This window comes from Lewinella sp. LCG006 (genome assembly GCF_040784935.1).
Lineage (GTDB): Bacteria > Bacteroidota > Bacteroidia > Chitinophagales > Saprospiraceae > Lewinella.
Map to the genome: position 1 here is coordinate 3,341,356 of NZ_CP160680.1, position 22,738 is coordinate 3,364,093.

General features: G+C 47.7%; 17 protein-coding genes. 7 read left to right on the forward strand and 10 right to left on the reverse strand.

The window, feature by feature from the left end; all coding sequences use genetic code 11:
• Nucleotides 1-491: 491 nt before the first annotated feature.
• The 4 genes from AB0L18_RS12045 to AB0L18_RS12060 all read left to right on the forward strand — a co-directional run bounded on the left by AB0L18_RS12045 (nt 492) and on the right by AB0L18_RS12060 (nt 5,244).
• The gene (locus AB0L18_RS12045; protein WP_367392840.1) at nt 492-1,649 is read left to right on the forward strand and encodes an ATP-binding protein; all 1,158 of its coding nucleotides are present in this window, start codon (nt 492-494) and stop codon (nt 1,647-1,649) included.
• 70 nt (nt 1,650-1,719) lie between these two features.
• The gene (locus AB0L18_RS12050; RefSeq protein ID WP_367392841.1) at nt 1,720-3,129 is read left to right on the forward strand and encodes a stage 0 sporulation family protein; all 1,410 of its coding nucleotides are present in this window, start codon (nt 1,720-1,722) and stop codon (nt 3,127-3,129) included.
• 2 nt (nt 3,130-3,131) lie between these two features.
• On the forward strand, nt 3,132-4,535 hold the full coding sequence (lpdA, locus tag AB0L18_RS12055; RefSeq protein WP_367392842.1) for a dihydrolipoyl dehydrogenase: 1,404 nt from the start codon (nt 3,132-3,134) through the stop codon (nt 4,533-4,535).
• 187 nt (nt 4,536-4,722) lie between these two features.
• Complete coding sequence (locus tag AB0L18_RS12060) at nt 4,723-5,244, forward strand: GAF domain-containing protein (RefSeq protein ID WP_367392843.1); 522 nt, start codon at nt 4,723-4,725, stop codon at nt 5,242-5,244.
• Between the two features lie 141 nt (nt 5,245-5,385).
• Here the strand turns inward: AB0L18_RS12060 and kbl are convergent, their stop codons facing one another.
• From kbl to AB0L18_RS12085, 5 genes are all read right to left on the reverse strand, one after another.
• On the reverse strand, nt 5,386-6,570 hold the full coding sequence (kbl, locus tag AB0L18_RS12065; RefSeq protein WP_367392844.1) for a glycine C-acetyltransferase: 1,185 nt from the start codon (nt 6,568-6,570) through the stop codon (nt 5,386-5,388).
• A 52-nt stretch (nt 6,571-6,622) separates the two neighbouring features.
• Nucleotides 6,623-7,552, reverse strand: a complete 930-nt coding sequence (locus AB0L18_RS12070) for an NAD-dependent epimerase/dehydratase family protein (RefSeq protein WP_367392845.1) — start codon at nt 7,550-7,552, stop codon at nt 6,623-6,625.
• 140 nt (nt 7,553-7,692) lie between these two features.
• Nucleotides 7,693-8,163, reverse strand: coding sequence for a YqhA family protein (locus AB0L18_RS12075; protein ID WP_367392846.1), 471 nt, complete (start codon nt 8,161-8,163; stop codon nt 7,693-7,695).
• A 77-nt stretch (nt 8,164-8,240) separates the two neighbouring features.
• Nucleotides 8,241-8,813, reverse strand: a complete 573-nt coding sequence (locus AB0L18_RS12080; protein ID WP_367392847.1) for a uracil-DNA glycosylase family protein — start codon at nt 8,811-8,813, stop codon at nt 8,241-8,243.
• A gap of 55 nt (nt 8,814-8,868) precedes the next feature.
• A complete protein-coding gene (locus AB0L18_RS12085; RefSeq protein ID WP_367392848.1) occupies nt 8,869-9,414 on the reverse strand; it encodes a glycoside hydrolase family 73 protein in 546 nt (181 codons plus the stop codon).
• 152 nt (nt 9,415-9,566) lie between these two features.
• On the opposite strand from AB0L18_RS12085, the gene AB0L18_RS12090 reads away from it, so the two are divergent.
• The gene (locus AB0L18_RS12090; protein WP_367392849.1) at nt 9,567-10,241 is read left to right on the forward strand and encodes a DUF2461 domain-containing protein; all 675 of its coding nucleotides are present in this window, start codon (nt 9,567-9,569) and stop codon (nt 10,239-10,241) included.
• A gap of 299 nt (nt 10,242-10,540) precedes the next feature.
• Here the strand turns inward: AB0L18_RS12090 and AB0L18_RS12095 are convergent, their stop codons facing one another.
• From AB0L18_RS12095 to AB0L18_RS12105, 3 genes are all read right to left on the reverse strand, one after another.
• Nucleotides 10,541-12,826: a CotH kinase family protein gene (locus AB0L18_RS12095; protein WP_367392850.1), complete on the reverse strand. Its 2,286-nt coding sequence runs from the start codon at nt 12,824-12,826 to the stop codon at nt 10,541-10,543.
• A 198-nt stretch (nt 12,827-13,024) separates the two neighbouring features.
• Entirely contained in the window at nt 13,025-13,894 is an 870-nt protein-coding gene (locus tag AB0L18_RS12100) for a bile acid:sodium symporter family protein (protein ID WP_367392851.1), read from the reverse strand.
• 96 nt (nt 13,895-13,990) lie between these two features.
• On the reverse strand, nt 13,991-15,394 hold the full coding sequence (locus AB0L18_RS12105) for a PQQ-dependent sugar dehydrogenase (protein WP_367392852.1): 1,404 nt from the start codon (nt 15,392-15,394) through the stop codon (nt 13,991-13,993).
• Between the two features lie 235 nt (nt 15,395-15,629).
• Here AB0L18_RS12105 and AB0L18_RS12110 point away from each other — a divergent pair, with 235 nt between their 5' ends.
• Complete coding sequence (locus AB0L18_RS12110) at nt 15,630-16,022, forward strand: acyl-CoA thioesterase (protein ID WP_367392853.1); 393 nt, start codon at nt 15,630-15,632, stop codon at nt 16,020-16,022.
• Nucleotides 16,023-16,207: 185 nt separating this feature from the next.
• On the forward strand, nt 16,208-16,666 hold the full coding sequence (locus tag AB0L18_RS12115; protein WP_367392854.1) for a DUF3299 domain-containing protein: 459 nt from the start codon (nt 16,208-16,210) through the stop codon (nt 16,664-16,666).
• 178 nt (nt 16,667-16,844) lie between these two features.
• On the opposite strand, the gene AB0L18_RS12120 is transcribed toward AB0L18_RS12115, so the two are convergent.
• Nucleotides 16,845-17,627 (reverse strand): LytR/AlgR family response regulator transcription factor, encoded by a 783-nt coding sequence (locus tag AB0L18_RS12120; RefSeq protein WP_367392855.1) that lies wholly within the window; start codon nt 17,625-17,627, stop codon nt 16,845-16,847.
• Nucleotides 17,628-18,410: 783 nt separating this feature from the next.
• Nucleotides 18,411-22,514 carry an ATP-binding protein gene (locus AB0L18_RS12125; RefSeq protein ID WP_367392856.1) on the reverse strand — a complete coding sequence of 1,368 codons (4,104 nt, stop codon included), beginning with the start codon at nt 22,512-22,514 and terminating at the stop codon, nt 18,411-18,413.
• Nucleotides 22,515-22,738: the final 224 nt, after the last annotated feature.

A 22,738-nucleotide genomic window follows, 5' to 3' on the forward strand; every position in this document is an offset into this window, starting at 1 on the left:
GAATGCGGGCGATTCGGCGAAAAATTTAACGCGGCATGAAATGCAATTTGCCACTTGCAGGCAATCGAGGTCCAACTAAACAAGCTCTCAGATACTCCAACAAGAAAACGCTTTTTAAGTTCTTGGCTCCTTTTTTGGCAATTGCCAAAGGAAGCATTAAATTTGGTGTTATTATTTAACCAAGAAAAGTATTCAATCGTTGTTTTCGGGTTTGGAGGTGGCCGTTTTTTATCTCCCTTTCCGTTTCCAGCTTTTACTACTTTCGATATATCCTGTACATTTCTGCTGGCCAGTCGTTGCGGTCAGGTTGAAAATCAGGGAAAGCGATTTGCCTTACCTTCGGCTCACAGGCCGTTGAACTAAATAAATTTCACCCTTAACCGGTGAATCTATTTTACTCAAAGTAGTAGCCTGATTGGCTATTCTATTCTGATCGTTTTCTTTCCGGCCCAGCTCTGTGGCGGGGATGTACAGTCTACAATACAAAGGGTATGCTATTCGATGAAGTCATCGGGCAGGAACAGCCGAAGGCCCTCTTTCGGCAGATGATCCATACGGACAGAATGCCGCATGCACTTTTGCTATTGGCTGCTACGGGTAGTGGTGGTCTGCCCCTGGCGCTGGCGCTGGCGCAGTATTTGCTATGTGAGCAAAGCGGCGAGCAGGACTCCGCCTGTGGGGAATGTAAACACTGCCGTAAGGCGGCAAAATACGTCCACCCCGATCTGCACTTCTCTTTCCCGACCATCGGCACCAATGCCCTTTCCGATCATTTTTTGCCACAATGGCGCGAAGCCCTCTTCGCTAATCCTTACCTGGAGATCAACGATTGGCTCCAGCATATCGGTGCCGAAAACAAACAGGGCAACATCAACAAAGACGAGTGCCTCAACATCATTCGCAAACTCAGCCTTAAAAGTTTTGAAAGTCCACGCAAAGTGGTCATCCTCTGGTTGCCGGAATACCTCGGCAACGAAGGCAACCGCCTGCTTAAAGTCATTGAAGAGCCCCCCGAACAGACGGTTTTTATCCTAGTGGCCGAAAATCAGGAACTGATCCTCAATACGATCCTTTCCCGTTGCCAGTTGGTAAAAATCAACCTGCTTTCCGACGAAGAGATCGCTACCGCCCTGCGCGAGCGCAACGGCCTGCCTGCCGAAGATGCGATGGCCATCGCACAACTGGCCAGTGGCAACTTCAATGATGCCCTGAAAGCAGCCCAACACGAAGAAAGCGACCAGGCCGTTCAGTTTCTGGATTGGATGCGCCGCTGCTACAAAGGGCTCCCCAAAGAAATGGTGGAATGGGCCAATGATTTTGCTGGTCAGGGCCGCGAAAACCAAAAACATTTTTTGCAATACGCGCTGCACTTCTGGCGAGAATTCCTCGTTCTGAAGACCAGAGGCGAAGAAGTGGTACGGCTGCGGGAACGCGAAAAACAAACGGCCATCGGCATGGCCAAAGTAATTCAGCTCCCTCAACTGGAAGCCATTATACAATTACTGGACGATTGTATGTTTTATGTGGAGCGCAATGCGCACCCTAAGATTTTGTTTCTGGATGCCAGTATCCAGATTAATCACATTATTAAACACTGGTCGGCCTACCAAGAGCAACAAAAAGCCCGCCTGGCAAAAGGCCTGGCTTAAGACAACTCTTAGGTAGCCGGTTTGTTTCCATGAAAAGAACAAGCCACCGACCGAGAATATATATAACAGCATGGGATGTACAGGATGTAGTGTAGGGATAGAAAACGGAACACCGAGCGGCTGTGGCAGCAAAGGAAACTGCGACACCGGCGGTTGCAACCGTATGAATACCTTCGATTGGCTGGCCCAAATGGAGATCTACGATGTTGATCATTTCAGCACCGTCGAAGTGAGTTTTAAGAATGGCTCTCGCAAAAGTTTTCACCACCTTCCACCGCACCTGCACCTGCATACCGGCGACATGGTGGTGGTAGAAGCCAAAAACGGCTACGATATTGGGCGCATCAGTCTCTCCGGAGAGCTTGTTCGCCTGCAAATGAAGAAAAAGAAGGTCAAGGAAGATAGCCTCACGCCACCCATTATCCGGCAAGCCAACGAGCGAGACCTGGAGCGTCTGGAAGAAGCCCGCCTGCTGGAAAAACCTTCCCTGATTCGTGCCCGTGCCATCTCCCGCTCCATGGGGCTGGATATGAAAATCGGAGACGTAGAGTTTCAGGGCGACAAGCGCAAAGCGACCTTCTTCTACACGGCTAATGGTCGGGTAGATTTCCGGGAGTTGATCCGCCATTTCGCTCGCGAGTTTCGCGTAAAAATCGAAATGCGCCAAATTGGTGCCCGCCAGGAATCCGCTCGCATCGGCGGTCTGGGGTCCTGTGGGCGGGAATTGTGCTGCTCGACCTGGTTGACCGATTTCAAGTCGGTTTCTACCGCTGCGGCACGTTACCAGAACCTGGCCATCAATCAAGCTAAGTTGTCGGGACAGTGCGGAAGGCTAAAATGCTGCCTCAATTACGAGCTCGACACCTACATGGAAGCCGTACAGGCTTTTCCGAAAAAAGCCGATAAGCTGCAAACCGAATCCGGTGCAGCGGTGCTGGTGAAAACGGACATCTTCAAGCAATTGATGTTCTATGCCTACACCGAAGGGCGCAACCGTGGTAAGCTTTACGCATTAAAAATCGAACAGGTTACAGAAATCCAAAACCTCAACAGAAAAGGAGAAAAACCTATTGACCTGGGACTTTTGGCCATGGCTGCTATCGACGAAGAAGAGCAAGAGCCAGATTACGAAGATGTTACGGGCTTCATTGAACTGCCGCCCGAACAGCGTAAGAAAAAATCGCGCAACAAGCGCCGCACTACCTCCAATCGAGGCAATCAACCGGAGCAAAAAGAAGAAAAACCTCGTCGTGAACGCTCAGTAAAAAAAGACGACGAAAAGCCTCGCCGAAATCGTCCTAAAAAAGAGGATCAAGGTAAGAAAGAGGAAAAACCACAGGCTAAAAACAATGAAAAAGGAGGTGACCAGCCTGCACCAAAACGCCGCAGAAACAACCGCCGCCGAGGGAAGGATCGTAAACCCGGAGATGGCAACAACAATAATCAACAATCAGGAAATAACCCCACCAAAGACAATTAAGTATGAAATATGATCTCGCGATAATCGGTTCTGGCCCAGGAGGATACGTTGCTGCTATACGGGCTGCACAGCTGGGGCTGAAAACAGCCATTATCGAACGCTATGCTACCTTGGGAGGTACCTGCCTCAATGTAGGTTGTATCCCCTCCAAAGCATTGCTCGATTCTTCGGAGCATTACCATAATGCTGCCGAAAAGTTTGCCGAGCACGGTATCCAACTCAATAACCTGAAGGTGGATATGCCCCAAATGATCAAGCGGAAGAATGAAGTGGTTGATCAGACTTGCAAGGGCATAGAATTTCTGATGAAGAAAAACAAGGTCGATGTTTACCACGGCCACGGCTCGTTCAAGGACAAAAACACCATCATTATCACCAAAGAGGATGGTACGACCGAAGAACTGTCTACCGAAAAAACAATCATCGCGACGGGCTCTAAACCCATAGTTCCCGCTGCGTTCAACTACGACAAAAAGCGCGTCATTACTTCTACCGAAGCACTTAACATCGACAAAGTACCCAAGCGCATGGTCATCATTGGGGGTGGTGTGATCGGGCTGGAATTGGGCTCCGTCTTCGCTCGTCTGGGGACGGAAGTAGAGGTCGTAGAATACGCCGACCGGATCATCGCTACCATGGACAAAGACTGTAGCAAAGAACTGACCCGGGCATTGAAAAAAATAGGGGTAAAATTCCACCTCAGCCACGCCGTTACCGAAGTTTCCGCGACTAGTCGTAGCGTAACCGTCAACGTGCAAAAGCGCGATAGTGAAGAGGCCTTCGAAATCAAGGCCGACTACTGCCTGGTAGCCATCGGACGTCGTGCTTATACCGACAAACTCGGTCTGGAAAACGTAGGCATAGCCACCGATGACCGCGGACGGGTTGAGGTAAACGCTCACCTGGAAACGGCTGTGCCCGGTATCTACGCCATTGGTGATGTGATCAAAGGTGCGATGTTGGCGCACAAAGCTGAAGAAGAAGGCACCTTCGTTGCGGAGACCATCGCTGGACAGAAGCCACACATCGACTACAACTTGATTCCGGGTGTAGTATACACCTGGCCAGAGGTAGCCGCCGTAGGCAAAACGGAAGAAGAACTCAAAGAAGCTGGTATCCCCTTCAAAGCAGGTAAATTTCCGTTCAAAGCACTAGGTCGTGCCCGTGCCAGCATGGACACCGAAGGCATGGTGAAAGTACTGGCTCATCAGGATACCGACGAGATCCTGGGTGTACACATGGTCGGTCCACGAACTGCAGACATGATCGCCGAAGCGGTGGCACTGATGGAGTTCCGCGCTTCCGCCGAAGATGCTTCTCGTATGAGTCATGCTCACCCAACTTATACCGAAGCCTTTAAAGAAGCTGCGCTGGCTGCTACGGCAGATCGGGCCTTGCATATTTAGGTGCTCACCCGAAGTCTCGGGTTCGCGGGAGTGCTCGTTCCTCGTCCCGAAGCCTCGGGATGCCGACTGCGTCGGCGGTAGCCGTCCCGAGGCTTCGGGACGAGCGTCAGCGAGCACTACCCGTGAGCGTAGCGAACACCACCGCAATCCCGAGACTTCGAGAGAGCACTTATAAAAAAACATCCTCATGTCAGCTAGTGCAGAAATGCCATATTTTATCAAGCCTTCGGTGAATCTTACCGCAGAGGAGAAGGTGGCCGCCTACGAGCAGGCCCTAACGGCTATTGCCGCTAATCTCGCTGGCGAAGAAGATCGCACCCTGAAGATGGTGACCATCAACTGCTTGTTGAAGACTTATCTGCCCTACTTTTATTGGGTGGGATTTTACATCGTCAGCGGGCCGGAGCAACTCTCGGTTGGACCTTATCAGGGGACCTTGGGTTGTTTGCATATCGCCTTCGGGCGAGGTGTTTGTGGGAAGGCAGCCCAGACCAAGGAGACCCAGCTCGTACCAGATACGCACGCGCTCGCGCAGGGTAGTGAGCACATTGCCTGCGACCCCAACTCGCGCTCGGAGATCGTCGTCCCCGTTTTTGATCCTCAAGGGGAGCTCATCGCCGTCTTTGATGTTGATAGCACCCTGGAGGCCTCTTTTGATGAGACGGATCAGCAGTATCTGGAGCGATTAATGGCCGAGACGTTTGGTTGAGGGGTACCTGGTACAGGGTACTTGGTATGACGCCAAATTCTGGGAAGCCAAAAAATCCAAGTACCTAGTACAAAGTACCTTGTACCGTGAAGTTTAGCTCATTAAAGCCTCCTTTTGGGAACAAACAAAAGCTAAACTTCACTAAATAACTCCCAACTCTTTCCCTACTTTCACAAAAGCCTGAATCGCTTTATCCAAGTGGGCTCTTTCGTGCGCGGCAGACATTTGTACGCGGATTCTCGCCTTGCCTTTTGGTACCACAGGATAGAAAAAGCCTATCACGTATATACCTTCTTCCAGTAGCCGGTTGGCGTAAGTTTGAGCCAATGGTGCATCGTACAACATCACCGGAACAATTGGGTGATCTCCGGGGACAATATCGAAGCCAGCGGCCGTCATTTCCGTTCTAAAGTACTTGGTATTTTCTTCGAGCTTATCGCGGAGTGCCGTCGTAGAGCTCAGCATGTCCAGGGCCTTGATGGATGCGCCAACAATGCTGGGCGCCAGGGTATTAGAGAACAAATAAGGCCGAGAACGCTGTCTTAGCATGTCCACAATTTCCTTACGCGCAGCCGTAAAACCACCAGAGGCTCCGCCCAGGGCTTTGCCATAAGTTCCGGTGATAATGTCCACTTTGCCCATTACGTTGCGGTATTCGTGCGTTCCGCGCCCGGTAGCGCCAATGAAGCCGGTAGAATGGCATTCATCTACCATCACCATCGCACCGTACTGCTCGGCCAGGGCACAAATTTTATCCAGTTGGGCAATGGTGCCGTCCATAGAAAAAGAACCATCCGTTACGATGAGTACCCGGCGGGAGCCGGCCGCAGCCTTCAGTTGCTCTTCCAGAGAGGCCATATCATTGTGATCGTACCGGAAGCGTTTCGCTTTACACAAGCGGACACCATCAATAATGGATGCGTGGTTTAAAGCGTCGGAAATGATGGCGTCTTCTTCGCCCAATAGCGGCTCAAAAACACCACCGTTGGCATCAAATGCCGCCGCGTAGAGGATACAATCTTCCATGCCCAGAAACGCAGCCGTCTTTTCTTCCAGTTCTTTGTGAATATCCTGGGTGCCACATATAAATCGCACTGACGACAGCCCAAAACCGTGGGTATCAATGGTAGCTTTAGCAGCTTTCAACAATTCTGGATGCGAAGAAAGTCCGAGATAATTATTCGCACAAAAATTAAGGACGTGGTCTACGCTTACGGTACTGATTTCAGCACCTTGCGGACTGGTAATCACCCGCTCCGTTTTGTAAACCCCGCTTTCCTTCATTGCGTCTAGCTCTTGCTGCAATTCTTCCTTGATATTATACATTTTTACTGGTTTTATTTTACAAATAAATACTTGGCTTTAGCCAAATGGCTTGTTAGCTAAGCTTCTCGATCATGGTTGCCGTCATTTTTTTTAAGTCATATTCGGCTTGCCAGCCCCAATCGTTGCGGGCAGCGGAATCGTCAATGCTATTGGGCCATTTCGCCGCAATATCTTGTCGGTGATCAGGCACGTAGTGGACCACAAAATCGGGGTAGACCTCGCGAATAGAGGCCGCTACTTCTGCTGGCGAAAAACTGGTCCCTGCTAAATTATAAGAGGTCCTTATCTTGATTTTTTCCTTCGGTGCTTCCATCAACTCAATGGTCGCACGAATAGCATCTTCCATGAAGATCATTGGTAAAGTAGTATCTTCTTTCAGAAAACAAGTAAAAGCTTCTTTCTTTACTGCACTGTGGTAGATTTCTACGGCATAGTCCGTCGTCCCACCTCCAGGGATCGATTGGTAACCAATGACGCCAGGATACCTCAATGACCTTACGTCCAGCCCGTATTTATGAAAGTAGTAATTGGCCCAGGTTTCTCCGGCGGCTTTGCTGATTCCGTAGGCGGTCAGTGGATCCAGAAAACTATTATTCGGGGTGTTTTCCAAGGCCGCACTTTCGCCAAAAACAGCGATAGAACTAGGGAAAAAGACTTTTTCCACCCCATTCAGCCGCGATGCTTCCAATACATCCAGAAAGGAGGTCATATTGACATTCCAACTAGCTAGAGGGTCTTGTTCTCCTCTTGCAGAGAGGATGGCTGCCAAGTGGTAAATCTCTTTTATCTCATACTGCCTGATAATCTTAACCAGGTCCTCCTGGTTGGTAGCATCGAGCGTTTCGAAAATTCCATCATAATTCGATGGCGGCCTTAGGTCAGAGGCAACCACTTTCTCCTTCCCATATTTCTGCTGTAAGGAGGTTCTCAAAACGGTACCTAACTGTCCATTGGATCCCGTAATCAATATCGTATTGCTCATCTACTGTTGATCTAAATCACTAAGTGAATAACGGGCATAAAGCAACGAAATATTAACGGCATATTTTTAAATATTCATTTTTTTATTCTGAAAAAAGACACCACACTTACAAAAACAGTGATTTATACCGGAGGAGTTGCCTACTTCTCTTTCGCCAGCAAGAAATAACTCAGCCCTGCAATGACCGCCGCCAAGCCCACACCATAGTAGGCAATTTCCATTTCTCCATTCCAGGTGATGATTTTCCCAGTGAAGGAAATGGCCATCACTACAATAATCATCTTGATCATCATAGCTTTAAGTTGATCGAGATTGTTAATACTCAACCAATCGGGGAGGGAGTCGATGGGTTTGATAAACAACTCAAAAAGCGATGCCGCCATGGTGAAGAAAATGACGCCGAGCAGCACGATGTCCAGTGATTTGAGTACGTCTTTTACCACGATATCTTCCTTGGAGGTATCCGTAATGATGGCCGTCAAGTTTTTCGCAATCTGCGTGATCGCATAATACTCCACACCAATGGCCAATAAAATAATGGCAATCACCGCGATCAGGGCAATGATTTTCATGAGGTAACCAATGACAACGGGCGTTTTGGAAGAAGACATCTCGAAGTTGATTTTGTTAAGCCAAAAGTACTAACAATCGAGGAGCAAAAAAGTAGCTAAATCAAAGCTGGCAATTACTACAAAGTCAAAATCTCGTTCACCCTCATCTGTAGCATAGGCACCACGTCCTCTTCAAACCAGGGGTGCTTACGCAGCCAAATCTGATTGCGCGGTGAAGGGTGGGGGAGTGGCAAAAAATCGGGTAGATAGGCTGCCCAATTGCGGACGGTTTCCGTAAGGGTTTTCATGCGCCTGTTACTCAAATATTCTTTCTGGGCGTACTGTCCGAACAGGAGGGTGAGTTGGATGTTGGGCATCATGCGTAGCAGCGGCTGGTGCCACTGAGGAGCGCATTCCGGGCGGGGTGGCAGGTCGCCAGATTTGCCCGTACCGGGAAAGCAAAAGCCCATCGGCATGATCGCAAATAATTCTGGGGTATAGAACGTGGCACTATCTACCCCTAGCCATTCGCGCAGTCGCTTGCCACTGGCGTCGTCCCAGGGGATACCGCTTTCGTGTACTTTGCGGCCCGGTGCCTGCCCAATGATATTGATCCTGGCCGCGGGGTGTACCGTAAAAACCGGTCGTACACCATCTTTCAAAAACGGTGCACAAGTGGTGCAATTTTGAGCTTGTTCTATGATACTCATGAAAGCAAGATAATCATATCTCCCCGTCTTAGCTGTCCCTTGGTGGTTCAAAAAATCACTCCGCTAACTCGTACAAATGATATCGCCAGATAATCCGCAGCACCTTATCCGTATAACCGGGATCGGTGGCGTAGCCGCCTTCGCGGAGCCCCTCTACCCAGGCACGGTAATTCCAGGAAGGGAGGTCGCGAATATGAGCATAATTCTCTCTGGTAAGGATAAAATCACCAAAGTCGCTATAGCTTTCGCTGATGAGCGGATAGCGCCGGAAGCAGGCCACGGTGGCGTAAACAAACCAACCTTCGTACTCTAATGTCTGCTTACAATAAGAGAGTCCTGGCCGCTCGGGCTTGGACTTGATACCAAAATGGTTGTTGGCATTAACCGCCAATTCACTCTTCCCCCAGTTGCTTTCCAAGCCAGCAATGGCCAGAATGACGGGTTCAGGAATACTGGTACTTTGGCTCAGTTGCTTCGAAAGATAACGGTAGCTATTGAGGTATTGGGTCACCGCGCCAGGACGCGATTTGTCTAGGTCAGCACTACTCGGGCTAAGACATAACAAGGTCAGAGGGAGCAGCAGGCAATACAGGATTCTCATGTGTGTGGATTGTATGGGTCTCCACAAGATAGGAAAGTTGGGAAAAAAATAAAACATTCGCATTTTTATCCGCTCAATTTTCAACTTGACACTGGTTTTTAGTGTTGAAAAATCGATAGTGAGTCCAGCATTTTTCATTCAATTTATTCCCAATGTCTTCTGTTATCCAACCTTCTGTATTTGCCTTTCTAAAAGCACTTAAGGTCAATAATGACCGCGATTGGTTTCAGGAACACAAAGGAGACTACCAGGATGCGCTGGACAACTTCAAGGCTTTTGCGGCCAGTTTGCACGATCACATGACGCTCCACGATGAGATTGAGCGCATGAAGCTGCACCGTATATATCGCGATGTCCGTTTTTCAAAAGACAAAACGCCGTATAACGCCCATTTTAGCGGGAGCTTTGTGCGAGCTACCAAGTGGAAACGCGGAGGGTATTACTTTCACCTGGAACCCGGAAATTCTTTTGTAGGTGGTGGCTTTTGGGGCCCTGAACGTGATGACCTCAAGCGTATACGCACGGAATTAGCCACTGCCGCCACACCGCTACGAGACATCATCAACTCCGCTGAATTCATCGCTACCTTTGGAGAATTAAAAGGGGAACAACTAAAAACCTCTCCCCAAGGCTATCCCAATGACCACCCCAATATTGACCTGTTGCGTTACAAGCAGTTTCTCGTTAGCCACAGCTTTACCGATAAAGAAGTCATGGCCCCAGATTTTGCTGCGCAAGCTTCCAGTGTCTTTCACCAGATGCGCCCCTTCTTCGATTTCATGAGCGATGTGCTGACGACGGATGAGAATGGAGTGCCGTTGGAGTAGGGGGTACCCGCTTCGCTCGTAGGGGGTGTTCATCCCGTTGCTCGGGATTCACGGTTAGTGTTCGCTGACGCTCGCGGTTGTGCTCGTTCCTCGCGGGGGGGGGGCATTTTGTGGTGGGTTGACGGTATCAGCGATAACCCATGCTAACTGTGATTCTAAAAACCGCGAGTTCCGAGAAATCGGAACGAGCACTACCACGAGGAACGAGTACCTTCCGTGAGTTCCGAGAAATCGGAACGAACACTCCCAGCGAGCGCAGCGAGCACCATCGCGAGTTCCGAAGGATCGGAAGAGCACTACTACTCAACCACCACCTTCGTAGAAAAAATCGCCTGTCCCTCTTCCTCGATCAGTAAGAAATACATGCCCGCAGGAACTTGTAAGTCCCATTGGGTAGCTTGTCCGTTCCACGAATAATGTTGTATCACTTGTCCTGCGAGGTTGAATAACTGAGCTTGGTATTCACCGCTTTCCGGGGCGTCTATTTTTAGCCAGTCGGAGCTTGGATTGGGGTACACCGAAAAGGGTTTGATCGCAATGCCTTCGCCCGTACTCAAGGGTTGGTTGCTAGCACCGGGGGTAGGAGTTACTGCCTGAAAAGCACCGGTGCCGTTGGGTAGACGCCCTACGGCTGCGTCGGTCTCTTGTGGTCCGAACTCCGTTCCATCAATAAGCCCATTACCGGCCGCGTCGGTATCAAAAATGCCGATGAACTCTCCTGCGGCATCCAGCTTGAAATCCGTATGCAAAGGCCCTTGTTCCACATCATCATCCACCCAGATGAGGAGAAAAGCGCCTGCTTCGATGCTCATATCAGGAAAGGCCCATTTGGTCGGGTTATCGGGATTATCCGAAAGGTAGCGCCCCGTAAGGGAAATGCTCTGGTCACTGTAGTTATGGATTTCCACCCAGTCGTCAAACTCATCGTTTTCGTCGGCGATCACGGTGCCGTTGCTGGCCATGAATTCGTTGATCGCCAGTTGCAGCCCTCCACTGCTGACCGTCATTGTAAAGTTGCCGCACGAAGGATGACGCTGTGTTGCCCCCTGGTTATCCGTAGCGGTGAAGTAGTAGGCGATGGTGCCAGGGCTTGCCAGAGGAGAGAGGAAGATGCCATATTCGCCATCATTGGGCAAGCCATCTCCGGTATTGCCAAAATCTTCCATGTTGATGCAATTGAAAGATTGGCCAGGAAGCTGATAACACAGTTGTACCTGGTTGATACTCTCCTCTTCTTGCACATTGATCTGAAAAGAAAGCTGCTGACCAACCGAGGCCATACTGGTACGTTCGCCAAATAGGTAGGGAGCCGGGTTGAGGTCTTCCAATTGTGCCAAAGCACTGGCTCGGCGAGCAATTACGTAAGATTTTAGTCCATAATCGGTTTGTGGATAATCGGTTTCCCCATCAAAAGCATTTTGAAAATCTGTCAGGCTGAAGCCGTAATCCAGCGGGTAATAATCATCCTCCGTTACGAAAGGTAGCAGCTTGGCTTGTAGCGCATCAAGTTCAGGAAAGAGGTTGATGGGGCGGAATGCTTCCAGCAGAAAACTTTCGATATAGTAAGAATACCGCGCCCGGTAATCAGGCACCTCCAGGATGCGTTCAAAAAGGGGCCGATCGGTAGCACTACTGGGCCAGTTGTAAATGTCACGCTCGGCCCAGTCTCGGTTGAGCCAGTCGATACCCAGGGTATTGTCCAGGTCGAAAGGGATGTATTCGAAGCGGTCGGTAGCGGTATTGTGGTAGAGGTAAAAATTGTTTTGGTTGAACGCATAACCATCCCAGTTGCCTACGAGGACATCGAAAGCCATAGTGCGGAGGTAGCTGTCTACATTAAAAATAGCTTCCAACTCGCAAGGCAAATCACCGATGGCGGTTTGGTTGATGACACGAATGAAATTGGCGAGGTCGCTATAGTCTTCGGTATCGCTGTTGTTTTGCAGATCATAAGCCCGGCGTCCGTCGCTGGTGAATTTGTACAGATTAGGGTCTTCACCGAGGTAAGAGAGATCGGCGGGGTAGAGGCACTTGTAGAGGTTGCCATCTTTGTTGCCAAAACGGCGTTCGACAAACTCTTCGTCGATGTGTTCGATATTGGCGTAAAGCCCATAGTAATCATTGTTGATATACAGTGCTACATGATTGGCCCGGGCACCCGGTACGCGGATATCTTTGAGGAGGTCCCAGCAAATTTTTGCCCGACTGACGGAAGGGTCGTTGTGTTCTCCGTTGAGGTTGATTTTTTCGAGGCCTTTCCATTTTTCATCAGCAAAGGTATTGAAGGAAACCTTGAAGGATTTTTTTGCGCTGTAGCGCGACGTATTTCCGCGCAAGCGAAAACCTATCTGCGAAACGGTATCCACGCCCTCCGCATCCGTAAACATAAAGGTGGCGGGATATTCGACATCGCTAAGTTCGTTGCCAGGTGCCAGAATAGCGTCAAGGTCAGCAGGAGCGATAATGATGTCTACTCTTGGGACAATCTCATCCTGAAAGGCAGTACCCCTTCCGGGGAAAAGGTCTTGGGCCGTAAGGCAAAACGAAATAGCAAGTAGCGGTAATAGTAGTAGCAGTCGATTCATATTTTTCTTGATTGTAAACGGGGAATAAATGAACCATATAAGGGACTATAAGGTCATTTAAGAGGTAAACAAAGTAGCTTGTATTTCCTCGTCTGGTTCAAGTTCTTCTCTGTAAGCAACCTCTTTAATTGGAAAAGATACGCTCAATGTTAGGAGGAAAGGGTATCACTGGGATGTTTTTTTGAACCACAAATGACATTAATCAACTTTTACTTCCCGCCGTCCAAATCTCCACATAAATGCGCCGCCAGTCAGGAACATGAAGATGGTGTAAATCGCCGCAGGGAGGCTCATCTCTGGCAGGTACAGGATGGAAGAAGCCACGACAATGGCCAAGGTGCCATTTTGAATACCTGATTCGATGGCGATGGTAATAGATTGTGCCAGATTCAGTCCAAAGATGCGGGAGAGGCCCCAGCCCAATCCCACCGTGAGCAGGTTGAGCATCAATGTGGCTGGCCCCAGTACGGGCAATGCATCCAGCAATGTTTGCCAGTTGGCGACGACAATCCCAGCCAAGATCAGGACGAATATCACCGTAGAAGCAATGCGCATGGGGCGTTCCATCCGCTGCGCAAAAGTGAGGTTACGCGAGCGTACCAGCATCCCTATACTGACGGGGAGTGCCGTGATGCCGAAAATCTGCCCCATTGTTTCAAGGATAGGCAGCTCTATGGGTCGGCTTTCGCCTAAAAAATGAGCCAGCCCCCAATGTACGATCAACGGAATGGTGAAAATCGTGACCGTACTGCTGATGGCGGTAAGGGTGACCGATAAGGCAACATCTCCCTTCGCCACATAACTGATCAGGTTGGAGGTGGCTCCGCCCGGGCAGGCCGTAAGCAATAATAATCCTACGGCTAATAAGGGAGTCAGCGCAAACAAATGACAAAGGCCCAACCCAATAATGGGCAGCAAAATAAGCTGATTAAAAAGTCCCAACGAAACCGCCCCCGGGTAGCGCACCACCCGCCGAAAATCATCCAAAGTCAGCGAAAGCCCCATGCCGATCATGATGATGAATAAGGAAGCCGGAAGGATGGTACTGGTGAGGAGGGTGGATTGCATAAGGGTAGTTAGGAAGTAATAAGTACGAATATAGTAAAGTCGGAAGTGGGAAGTCGGAAATAATTCGGACTTCCCACTTCCGATTTCCGACTTCAGTTATTGTTTCACAAACGTCCGCGTAATCATCCCTTCCTCATTGCTGGCCCGTAAGAAATACATACCAGGCGTCCAGGATTTGACGTCTATCTGGAGCTGCTCGCTCTGGATGGTAAGCTGCTGGATGACCTGGCCGTTGAAACTGATGACTTCCAGCTGCTGGCCCGCAAAGTTGGGTGACAATTGGAGCTGCAATTGATCGATCACCGGATTGGGGAAAACACGGATGAATTGGTTGTTGGTGTTGGGCGCACCAACGCTGTTGGGCACATAGGCCTCGTTGCGGTATTCGATGATGCGGTTGGGGCCGCTACCAGGGTAGAAAGGGCCGTTGGTGGCAACGTACACCGAGCCGGTGTGAGGATTGATGGCCACATCCCGCAAGCGCCCCAGGTTGTCGAGGTATTGGTCTTCGTTGAGGATGGCAGTACCATCGTCGTTGAAGGTCATTACGCTTAGGCGTGAATCACTGAGAGCGAAGCCGCCGAGGACAGCCATCAGCATCTTACCTTCCCATTCGGGAATGGCGGGGTGATCGTAGTAGACGATATCATTGACGGCGGCACAGGGGCTGAATTCAATCAGCGGTTCCCGAACGGCATTTTCATTGCAGAAGGTCTGTTCCGCAGCCGTATTGCAGGCTCCTTGAACGTTGGGCCAACCATAATTGGTGTCGGGCCCAATGAGGTTGAATTCATCCGATTGCTGGGCGCCGTGCTCGGAGCTGTAAATCTGTCCATTAGGCCCGTAGGTGAGCCCCTGTGGGTTGCGGTGCCCGAAGGAGTAGACATAACTGGCAGGGTCGGGATTGTCATCAGGAATGCTGCCGTCGAGATTCAGACGCAAAATCTTACCGTTGAGGCTGTTTTTGTTTTGCGACAAGCTGCTATTGCCCCGATCGCCGGTGGTCATCAGGATTTTGTTATCGGTAGTGATGAGCAGGCGGGAGCCATCGTGAATGTTGCCCCCCTGAATTTCGTCGAAAAGGATGGTTTCGTTGACGAGTTCGGTACCGTTCCATTCAAAGCTGGACAAGCGCTCTCTGATGCCGCTCTGGTCGTAACAATAAACGACGTAGAGCAGGGGCGTATTCAAGAAATCAGGATGCAGCGCCATTCCCAACATGCCATATTCGCTGTTGCCGCCCGTGACGGTCGACTGATGGTTAAGGATCGTGACGATGTTTCCGTTTTCTGGATTGATCCGCAGGATATTGCCCCGGCGTTCGGTGACCCACAGGTGGTCGTCGGGGCCGTACTTTACTTCCCAGGGCACTACCAGCCCCGTCGCCACATCCGTAGCGGTGAGAAGGGTGCTGTCGAGCTGTAAATCCTGTGCCTGCAGTGTTGTTGGTAACTGAAGGGAGGCAACCAAGAGGGCTGCCCAAAAGAAGAGATGTCTCATGTACTTGAACTTTTACTTTTGCCAAAAGTAATAAATCAAAACCGTACCTTGTGGTCGCATAAGAGCTTGTTTGGTAGGGCCTGATTAGTCGAAATTGAGCAAATTTTATTCTGATTGAGGCTCAAGGAAGGAGCTTAGCCATAGCTAAGTGACTGATCGCAGAACGAAGAGCAGGATAAAATTTGCCGATTGCAGACAATTGAGGTCCTGCCAAACAAGCTCTAAAGTAAGCCAGATGACTAAACTCTCTACCCGAATTGCCGCAGCGCAAACCAGTATTTTCAAGGTAGTTTTTCCCAATACTACGAATCACTACAATACCCTTTTTGGCGGAGAAGCGCTCAAGATGATGGACGAGGTCGCTTTTATTGCCGCTACCCGCTTTAGTCGGAAAACAATGGTAACGGTGAGTAGCAGTAAGGTAGATTTTACCATGCCTATCCCGGCAGATACCATTATTGAGGTGCAAGGGGCCATCACCAGAGTTGGCCGCACCAGTGTAGATGTTCAGGTCAATATCTACAAAGAAGAAATGTATGAGGAAGGGCGAGTCCTGGCGGTGCAAGGCTTGTTTACGATGGTAGCTGTAGATGAAAATAAAGAACCGATACCGGTGATGGAGGGCTGATAAGTGTGGTGGCTTGCTCGAAAAGGGTGGCTTCAACCAAAAGATTGGTTAACTGGTTTTTAGGTAGGGCGGCTGATTTTGCCAGCCTGGTTTTACTCTCTAAACCAAAAGATTGGTTAACTGGTCTTTAGGTAGGGCGGCTGATTTTGCATAGCTTTGGCTTTTGCCCCAAAACAATAACAACCATGAATACCTCTCCCTTAAAGCTCCTCTCGAAATATACCTTTATCCTTCTACTCATCACCGTTAGTGCCAAGCTCCCCGCCCAGCGCATGCTCAACTGGCCTGATTTGGCGGATGTTACGTTCGCGGAAAAGTTCTCCAATAGCCTTGGGATGAAGTACTACCAGGCCAGTTTCGGAGAAGACCTCAAGCAACTGGAAGGGGAGGAGGTCATCCTCATGGGTTACCTCATTCCGCTGGATGCCTTGGGCGAAACGTACGCCCTGTCCAAGAATCCCTACTCGGCCTGTTTCTTCTGTGGGGCTGCCGGCCCCGAGACGGTGGTGGAGTTGAGAATCAAAGCCGAATTTATCCAACGCTATCAAACAGACGAGCGGCGCGCTTTTAAAGGGCGGTTACAATTGTACGAAAGCAGTTTGGAGCAGTTTAATTATGTTTTGCTGGATGCGGTGCCTTTGTAAGGTGGATGAAGTGCACCCCTTAGCCCGGACAGAAATAGGGTACGCTTCGTGTCCTTAGTATAGCACCAAAAGAACAACTCTCTTATACCCTTTACCAAAGAATCCCCCTTCCGGCTAGCCAGGCGGGCTCTACGCTGGCTACTTGCCAAAATTCGTCCCAGCAGAACAATGCTGTTGATCATTTGAGCATCATCAAGCTGTTAAAAAAACTTTTCTGATAGTGATGACCAATCGGAACAATTTCTTCCCCAATTTGGATTTTATTGTCTTTGGTAAGAATACTTTCAATGCTGTCAACATTGACCAGGTACTTTCTGTGGCAGCGCATGAAAGTGGGGTTTAGCTGTTCTTCCAGTGTCTTTAGTTGTACGGTTGTCGGATATCGACGATTACTTTTAGTACGCGCATAAGTGAACCCACCCTCCGCAAAAAAGTAATCAATATTTTGACAGCTAATCCCTTTAAAACTATCTCCAATTTTGAGGAATATTCTGTTGAGTGTATCAGTGGCAGAGGATTTCTCTAAGAGGAAACCATCTGTATGATTCGACATCTTTCTCAGTACACTGTTTTCTAGCTGGGTCACTGCCGTATTGAGCGCGTTGAAAAGCTGCAATTCTGAATCCTCTTTTGTAATCAAATTACTTGGATGTAGGGATTGGATGAGGCGGTAGGTTCTCTGTGTGGCTGCTGAGGAAAGGAAAATAATGGGGACACTGCTATGTCGTTCCCGAATAGATTTCGCTAAATCAATTCCACTTTTGGTACCATCCATCAGTTCAACACTAAACATACATATATCTGGAAAATGGGTGTTGTAGCAACTGCTGGCTTGTTGGTAAGTTGTGGTCAGGTAGTATTCTTGAATACCGTACCTATCCAGCGATTCCTGCAAATATTGCAGCAGCGAGGGCTCGTGCGCTAACACGAGTACACGGAGGTCGTTTACTTTTTTGTGCATGTTTGTTTGGAGCTTTTTTGTGAGTTTTTATGCGGAAAACTAAAATCAACAAAGGGAAGAATAGGGAGGTGTGAAAAAGTGTAGTTTCTGTTAAGTAAAAGTAACGTACGGCCTCCGGGTAAATCGGAAAAATGAAGAGACAAATCGGACAATCTGGTGGATAAATCGGCAATTAATAGAGCCAGATTTGCTAATCTCTGTGCGGATGAGATTTCCGTACGCCTTCTTTCGCAGAAAAGAATTGCTGCGCCAAAAAGGGATCACCGTATAGCATTTCGTAATGGGTGTATCAAGTGTCAATATCTATGGTACAGCGGAAAATGTTTAATTTATGAACGTCGAAATTAGGTTTATGTAGCTCTATAGAGCGTCTATCCTGTTATTTATACGTTTGTAGTTATTGTGTTTTTCTTACCAGCCAAATAAGAATAGTTTTGTACCGTTAGTTGAGTTGCTCAGGGGATTACTATAGCGTGATTATCGCTTTTAGTATTTACCCTTTTCACGTTACTCCTAATAATCCCATGGACTTTTAGAAGAGTTTTTATGTATTTGTTGAGGTAGGCACTTTGGGTGCTTACCTTATTTTCAACAGTTGCAACAAGTGCTTAAGTGTATAAAAAACGCGTTCATGCCCAATAGGGGCCATTCAATTGATTGCTACTTCTTGCTGGGATGAATAAAGATTACATTTGTAATGGAATCCAATGAAGTTTTGTAGGACAGGGACGGGGAAATAAGTCTATCGACTTTCGATTTTAGAAAATCTCCAGAAAACGGTGATTAAAGGTAATCCGATGGAAGTTTTCCGAAGTTTTTCTTGAAAATTTTGGAGAAATAGCGGTCATCCTTGAAGCCTACGGCATAAGCTACTTCAGGTATTGTTCGGTATTTTCTTTCTTGAATGTATACCATCGCTAAATCTAGCCGTGCTTGTTGTAAATAAGCCGTGGGGGTAAGCCCCGTGTACTCTTTGATACGATTACGTAAGGTACGCTCTGATACATACATTTGGTCTGCGATATCGGATATTTTGAAATCCAGGCGAGCTAGATTTTCTTTTACGGTTTGTTGCAAGTTTTGCATCCAGGCTTCATCGTATCCGGGTACGCCGTCATGAATGGGTGGTGCCTGGTGAGGGATGGTAGGAATGTCTTGGGTCTTTGCTGGTTTTTTGCTAATAAACGCCTTCCGTATTTGCTGGTTTCGTACCAGATTCCTGATCCTCGCCTTGAGTTCCGACGTAGAGAAAGGTTTGCTTAGGTAAGCATCTACTCCAAGGCGGAGTGCCTTAAGTTGGTGGTCTTTGGAGTTGAGTGCACTGACAAATAGAAAAGGGGTATAACCCAGATTGGCGTCCGCCCTTACTGCTTTTAGTAAACTGAAGCCATCCACGATGGGCATCATGATGTCGGAAATGATAAGGTCTATGTCGGCAGCTTGTTGATTTAATAGCTTTAGTGCTATTTCTCCGTTGGTGGCCGTTGAAACGGCGTATTCTTCAGATAATAGTTCTGCCATGAGCTCTAAGAGCTCCTCATTGTCTTCGACAATAAGGATTTTTGCTTTTTTGTGGCCATTCTTCAGCACTTGATAAAAGGTGCGCTGAGTGGCCTTTTCTGATAGAGGGCTGATGTTGGTAGCAGTAGGCGCTACTTCACCATAAGTGAGGGGAAAGGTGAAGAAAAAAGAAGCACCTTGCCCAGGGATACTTTCGACCCAAATTTTCCCATCCATGAGTGCCGCGTACTCTTTGCACAAAGCCAAGCCAATTCCATAGCCAGGTTGGGCTTGTCTTTCGGAATGATTGCCTTGATAATAGCGGTCGAAAATATCATGATGTTCCTCTAGTGGAATACCCGGGCCGGTATCTGCTACTACTGTTTCGAGCTGATTGTCTACAATGGCACTTCGAAACAGGATTCTGCCCCCTTGGGGCGTAAATTTCATAGCATTGTTGAGGAGATTGGTAATCACACGTTCTACTTTTTCAGGGTCAAAGGATAAGTATAAAGATGAGGGAACCTCGATTTCTACTTTTAAGTCCAGTTGTTTATGATTCGCCAAATCCTCATATTGCCCTAGTATCTGTCTGATGTAGCTATTCCATTCAATGGTTTGTTTGTGGGCGACAAGTACGCCCGAATCCATTTGGTTGAGGCGCAGGATGTCATTCAACATATTGCCCATTTTATCTACTTGCCCTTTAATCCGGATTAAATACGTCTGTCTTTCGTCAGGGATGAGCTCCGTGAGGCGTTCTACGGACAACTGAATTAAATTCAATGGCGTTCTCAATTCATGATTAACATTGTTAAATAGCTGGTTTTTTGCTTTGTCCAGGCGTTCAAGCTTTTTGTTTTGGGCAACAACCGTCTGCGTCCGGTCATCCAACTCCTGTGTACGGAGGAGCACTTCTTTTTGCAGGAGTTCATTTTGTTCCCTCAGGACTTGTGAGCGCCAGTAATATAGGATCCAGCTGCCAATTCCGGCAAGTAGCGCTATCAACAACCAGAAATAAAAATTTTGATAAAGAGGCGAAGGATGGTAGAAAGAAAATTCCGAACCATAATACTGTTTTTCCACCAGTTTGTCACTGATGTTTACCCGGAACTGGATGGAAAAATTACCGTAGGGAATCTTTAGTAAAAAGAGTTTGTAGTCTTCTCCTATTTTTCGCCATTCTCCATTGAGTTCTTTAACACGCCACTCGATGCTGGTATGCCGGGAGTATCTAAAATTAGCAAGCCCCAATTCAATAGAAATTTGACTTGATGTACGCGGTAGATAATAAGGACGCTCATCTTTGAACATAGGGCTTATCTGGTTGAGGGTGTCTCCCTTTTTGTTGTAGATCAGCATGCGCTCTATTTGCAAAGGGTAAAACAAATGATCAGTTTTGTTTTCTATGCTGTCCGGATGAAAATAGGTGACACCTTCCAATCCCCCGAAATACAAACCTCCGCGACTATCCTGTGCATGAGCCGATTGGTTACATTCGTTATTAGGTAAGCCATCCTTTTCGAAGTAACTGTAAACGATTTCGGACAAGAGGTCAAAAGACATGATACCATTGTTAGAGGAAATCCAAAGCCGATTTCGTTGGTCTGGATATACTGCGTGCAGAATGTCATCAGATAACCCTTGCTCTTTTGTAAACTGGCGATAGTGTTGCTCTTTGGGCTTCCATTGGATCAATCCTTTATGGGTTGCCAGCCAGAAAGTATTGGTCGTTGGCTCTTCATAAATATGAGCAACTTCCAATGGCTGACCATCTAAGAGTGTATCTAGATAGAATGATCTATCATTGAAGTTGTACAAACCTCGGTCGGTAGCTGCCCATAATTCTCCTCGCTGATCCCTGTAGAAGTTGTTGATTTGGCGCTGTCCTAAAGATTGTTGTTCCTGGTTTCGTTTTTGATCAATTTGTAATACACCACTTGTAGTGCCAAGTAATATCAAGCTATCGGGCAGAATCTCAATACATTTTACGAATGGCGATCCTTTTGGTTTTGGTTCGGATATATAAATCGCTTTTTTTGAAGAATAGGAGATTAACCCCGTTTGTTGTTTGTGAGAACCGTATCGGAGACCTTGATCGTCGGCATAGAGTATGTTGATGGGTAACTTGTAGGAGAAGAAAAGTTGCGTATTGCCTGTTTGTAAGTCTCGCTGCAAAATTTCACCATAGTGAACCGCAGCGTAGAGTTGATCATCATGAATAGCCAGACTTCTGATGTTTTTTTCCGGGAAAAAAGGCTGGAAATGTTGACGATTGATGTTAATCTGTAAGACACCATCAGACAGAGGGAAAAGTACTGTTCCATCGCTTAAAAGAAAAGGGGCAGTGAAATTGTTAATACTGGTAGTTAAAATAAGATATTTCAAAGAATACTCAGGCCAAGCCTCGTCAATCAATGCTAAAATATCGTTGCTAAACGTCTGGCCCTCTAGTATCAATGCTACTTTGCGTTTGTTTTTATTTACGTCTAGGTAGCCGGGTATCTCCGGTAGATCGAGATAGTGACTGAAGGTTCTTCCCATCCGGTCTAGCACCATTAGCTTATGGCCTTCCTCTTTGTTAAAGGGAGCTTCTGACCAATCGAGTATAGTAAGGTCTGTTCTGGATCGGTAGCACCATAACCGCTGTTTTTCGTCTACTGACAGGTAGCAATTTTCGTAGTTGAATTCTGGATAATGCTTTATGACTTCACCACTAGGGCCGAGCAAGGAAATACCATCTTGTGAAGTGATTTTCCACAAATATGCTCCTTCTGTGGGCAGGTAAAAGAAGCTGTATTCGGGCAATTGATTTGCTTGCGGATCATCGGGGTAGACTTTTCGCCATTTCCCATCAAAACACCAGACTTCCCAGTTTTTAGCAAGCAGGTAAATTTTTTGTCCAATGAACTGCAAATACCGGATTTGTCTCAATGAGGGAGGAAGTTCTATCTCTTTACGAGCCATATACGCTTCCAAAGTGTACGTTTTCTGCTCCAAAACATCATACACGTCCAGATGTACTTGCTTTTGTTTTGTATCGGTCTTTTCCTCTGTATAGGTACTCCAAATGTTATGGTAAACATCTTCAGCGATGCTAGTGGCAAAAAAGGAGTGAAGTTTTTCAGGTCTTGAAGATACCACTACCCATTTGCGTCCATCAAAGCGGCTTAGCTTTCCTTTCCAGTTTGCCCAAACCAGGCCACGGCTATCCTGGAAAATACCGTTTAAGTGCCAGTGTGGGATTCCATCATCCCGGGTCCATAATTTAGCTTTAATCTGATATTTCCCAAGGCTGATGGTCTTTGTGGCGGTTTGAGCATTTACAATAAGAGGAGACGCCAACAGCATAAGAAATAGTAATACGAGGTAGGTTTTAAAGCGCATGGTTAATTTTTAGACAGACTGATCAATCCTTATCCTTTAATCTTTTTTATACGAATAGCATGGCTGTAGAATACTATTCGTAGCAGAATTAAAAGCAGGTGTTATTTGTCGTGTTTGTCTCGATATTTACCAATACCTAAAAATACTTGTGGAACTGCACAGCTTAGAAGCGCGTACCAATATTCTCATTACAGAGATAACACAAAATCTTTGATTTTTATACG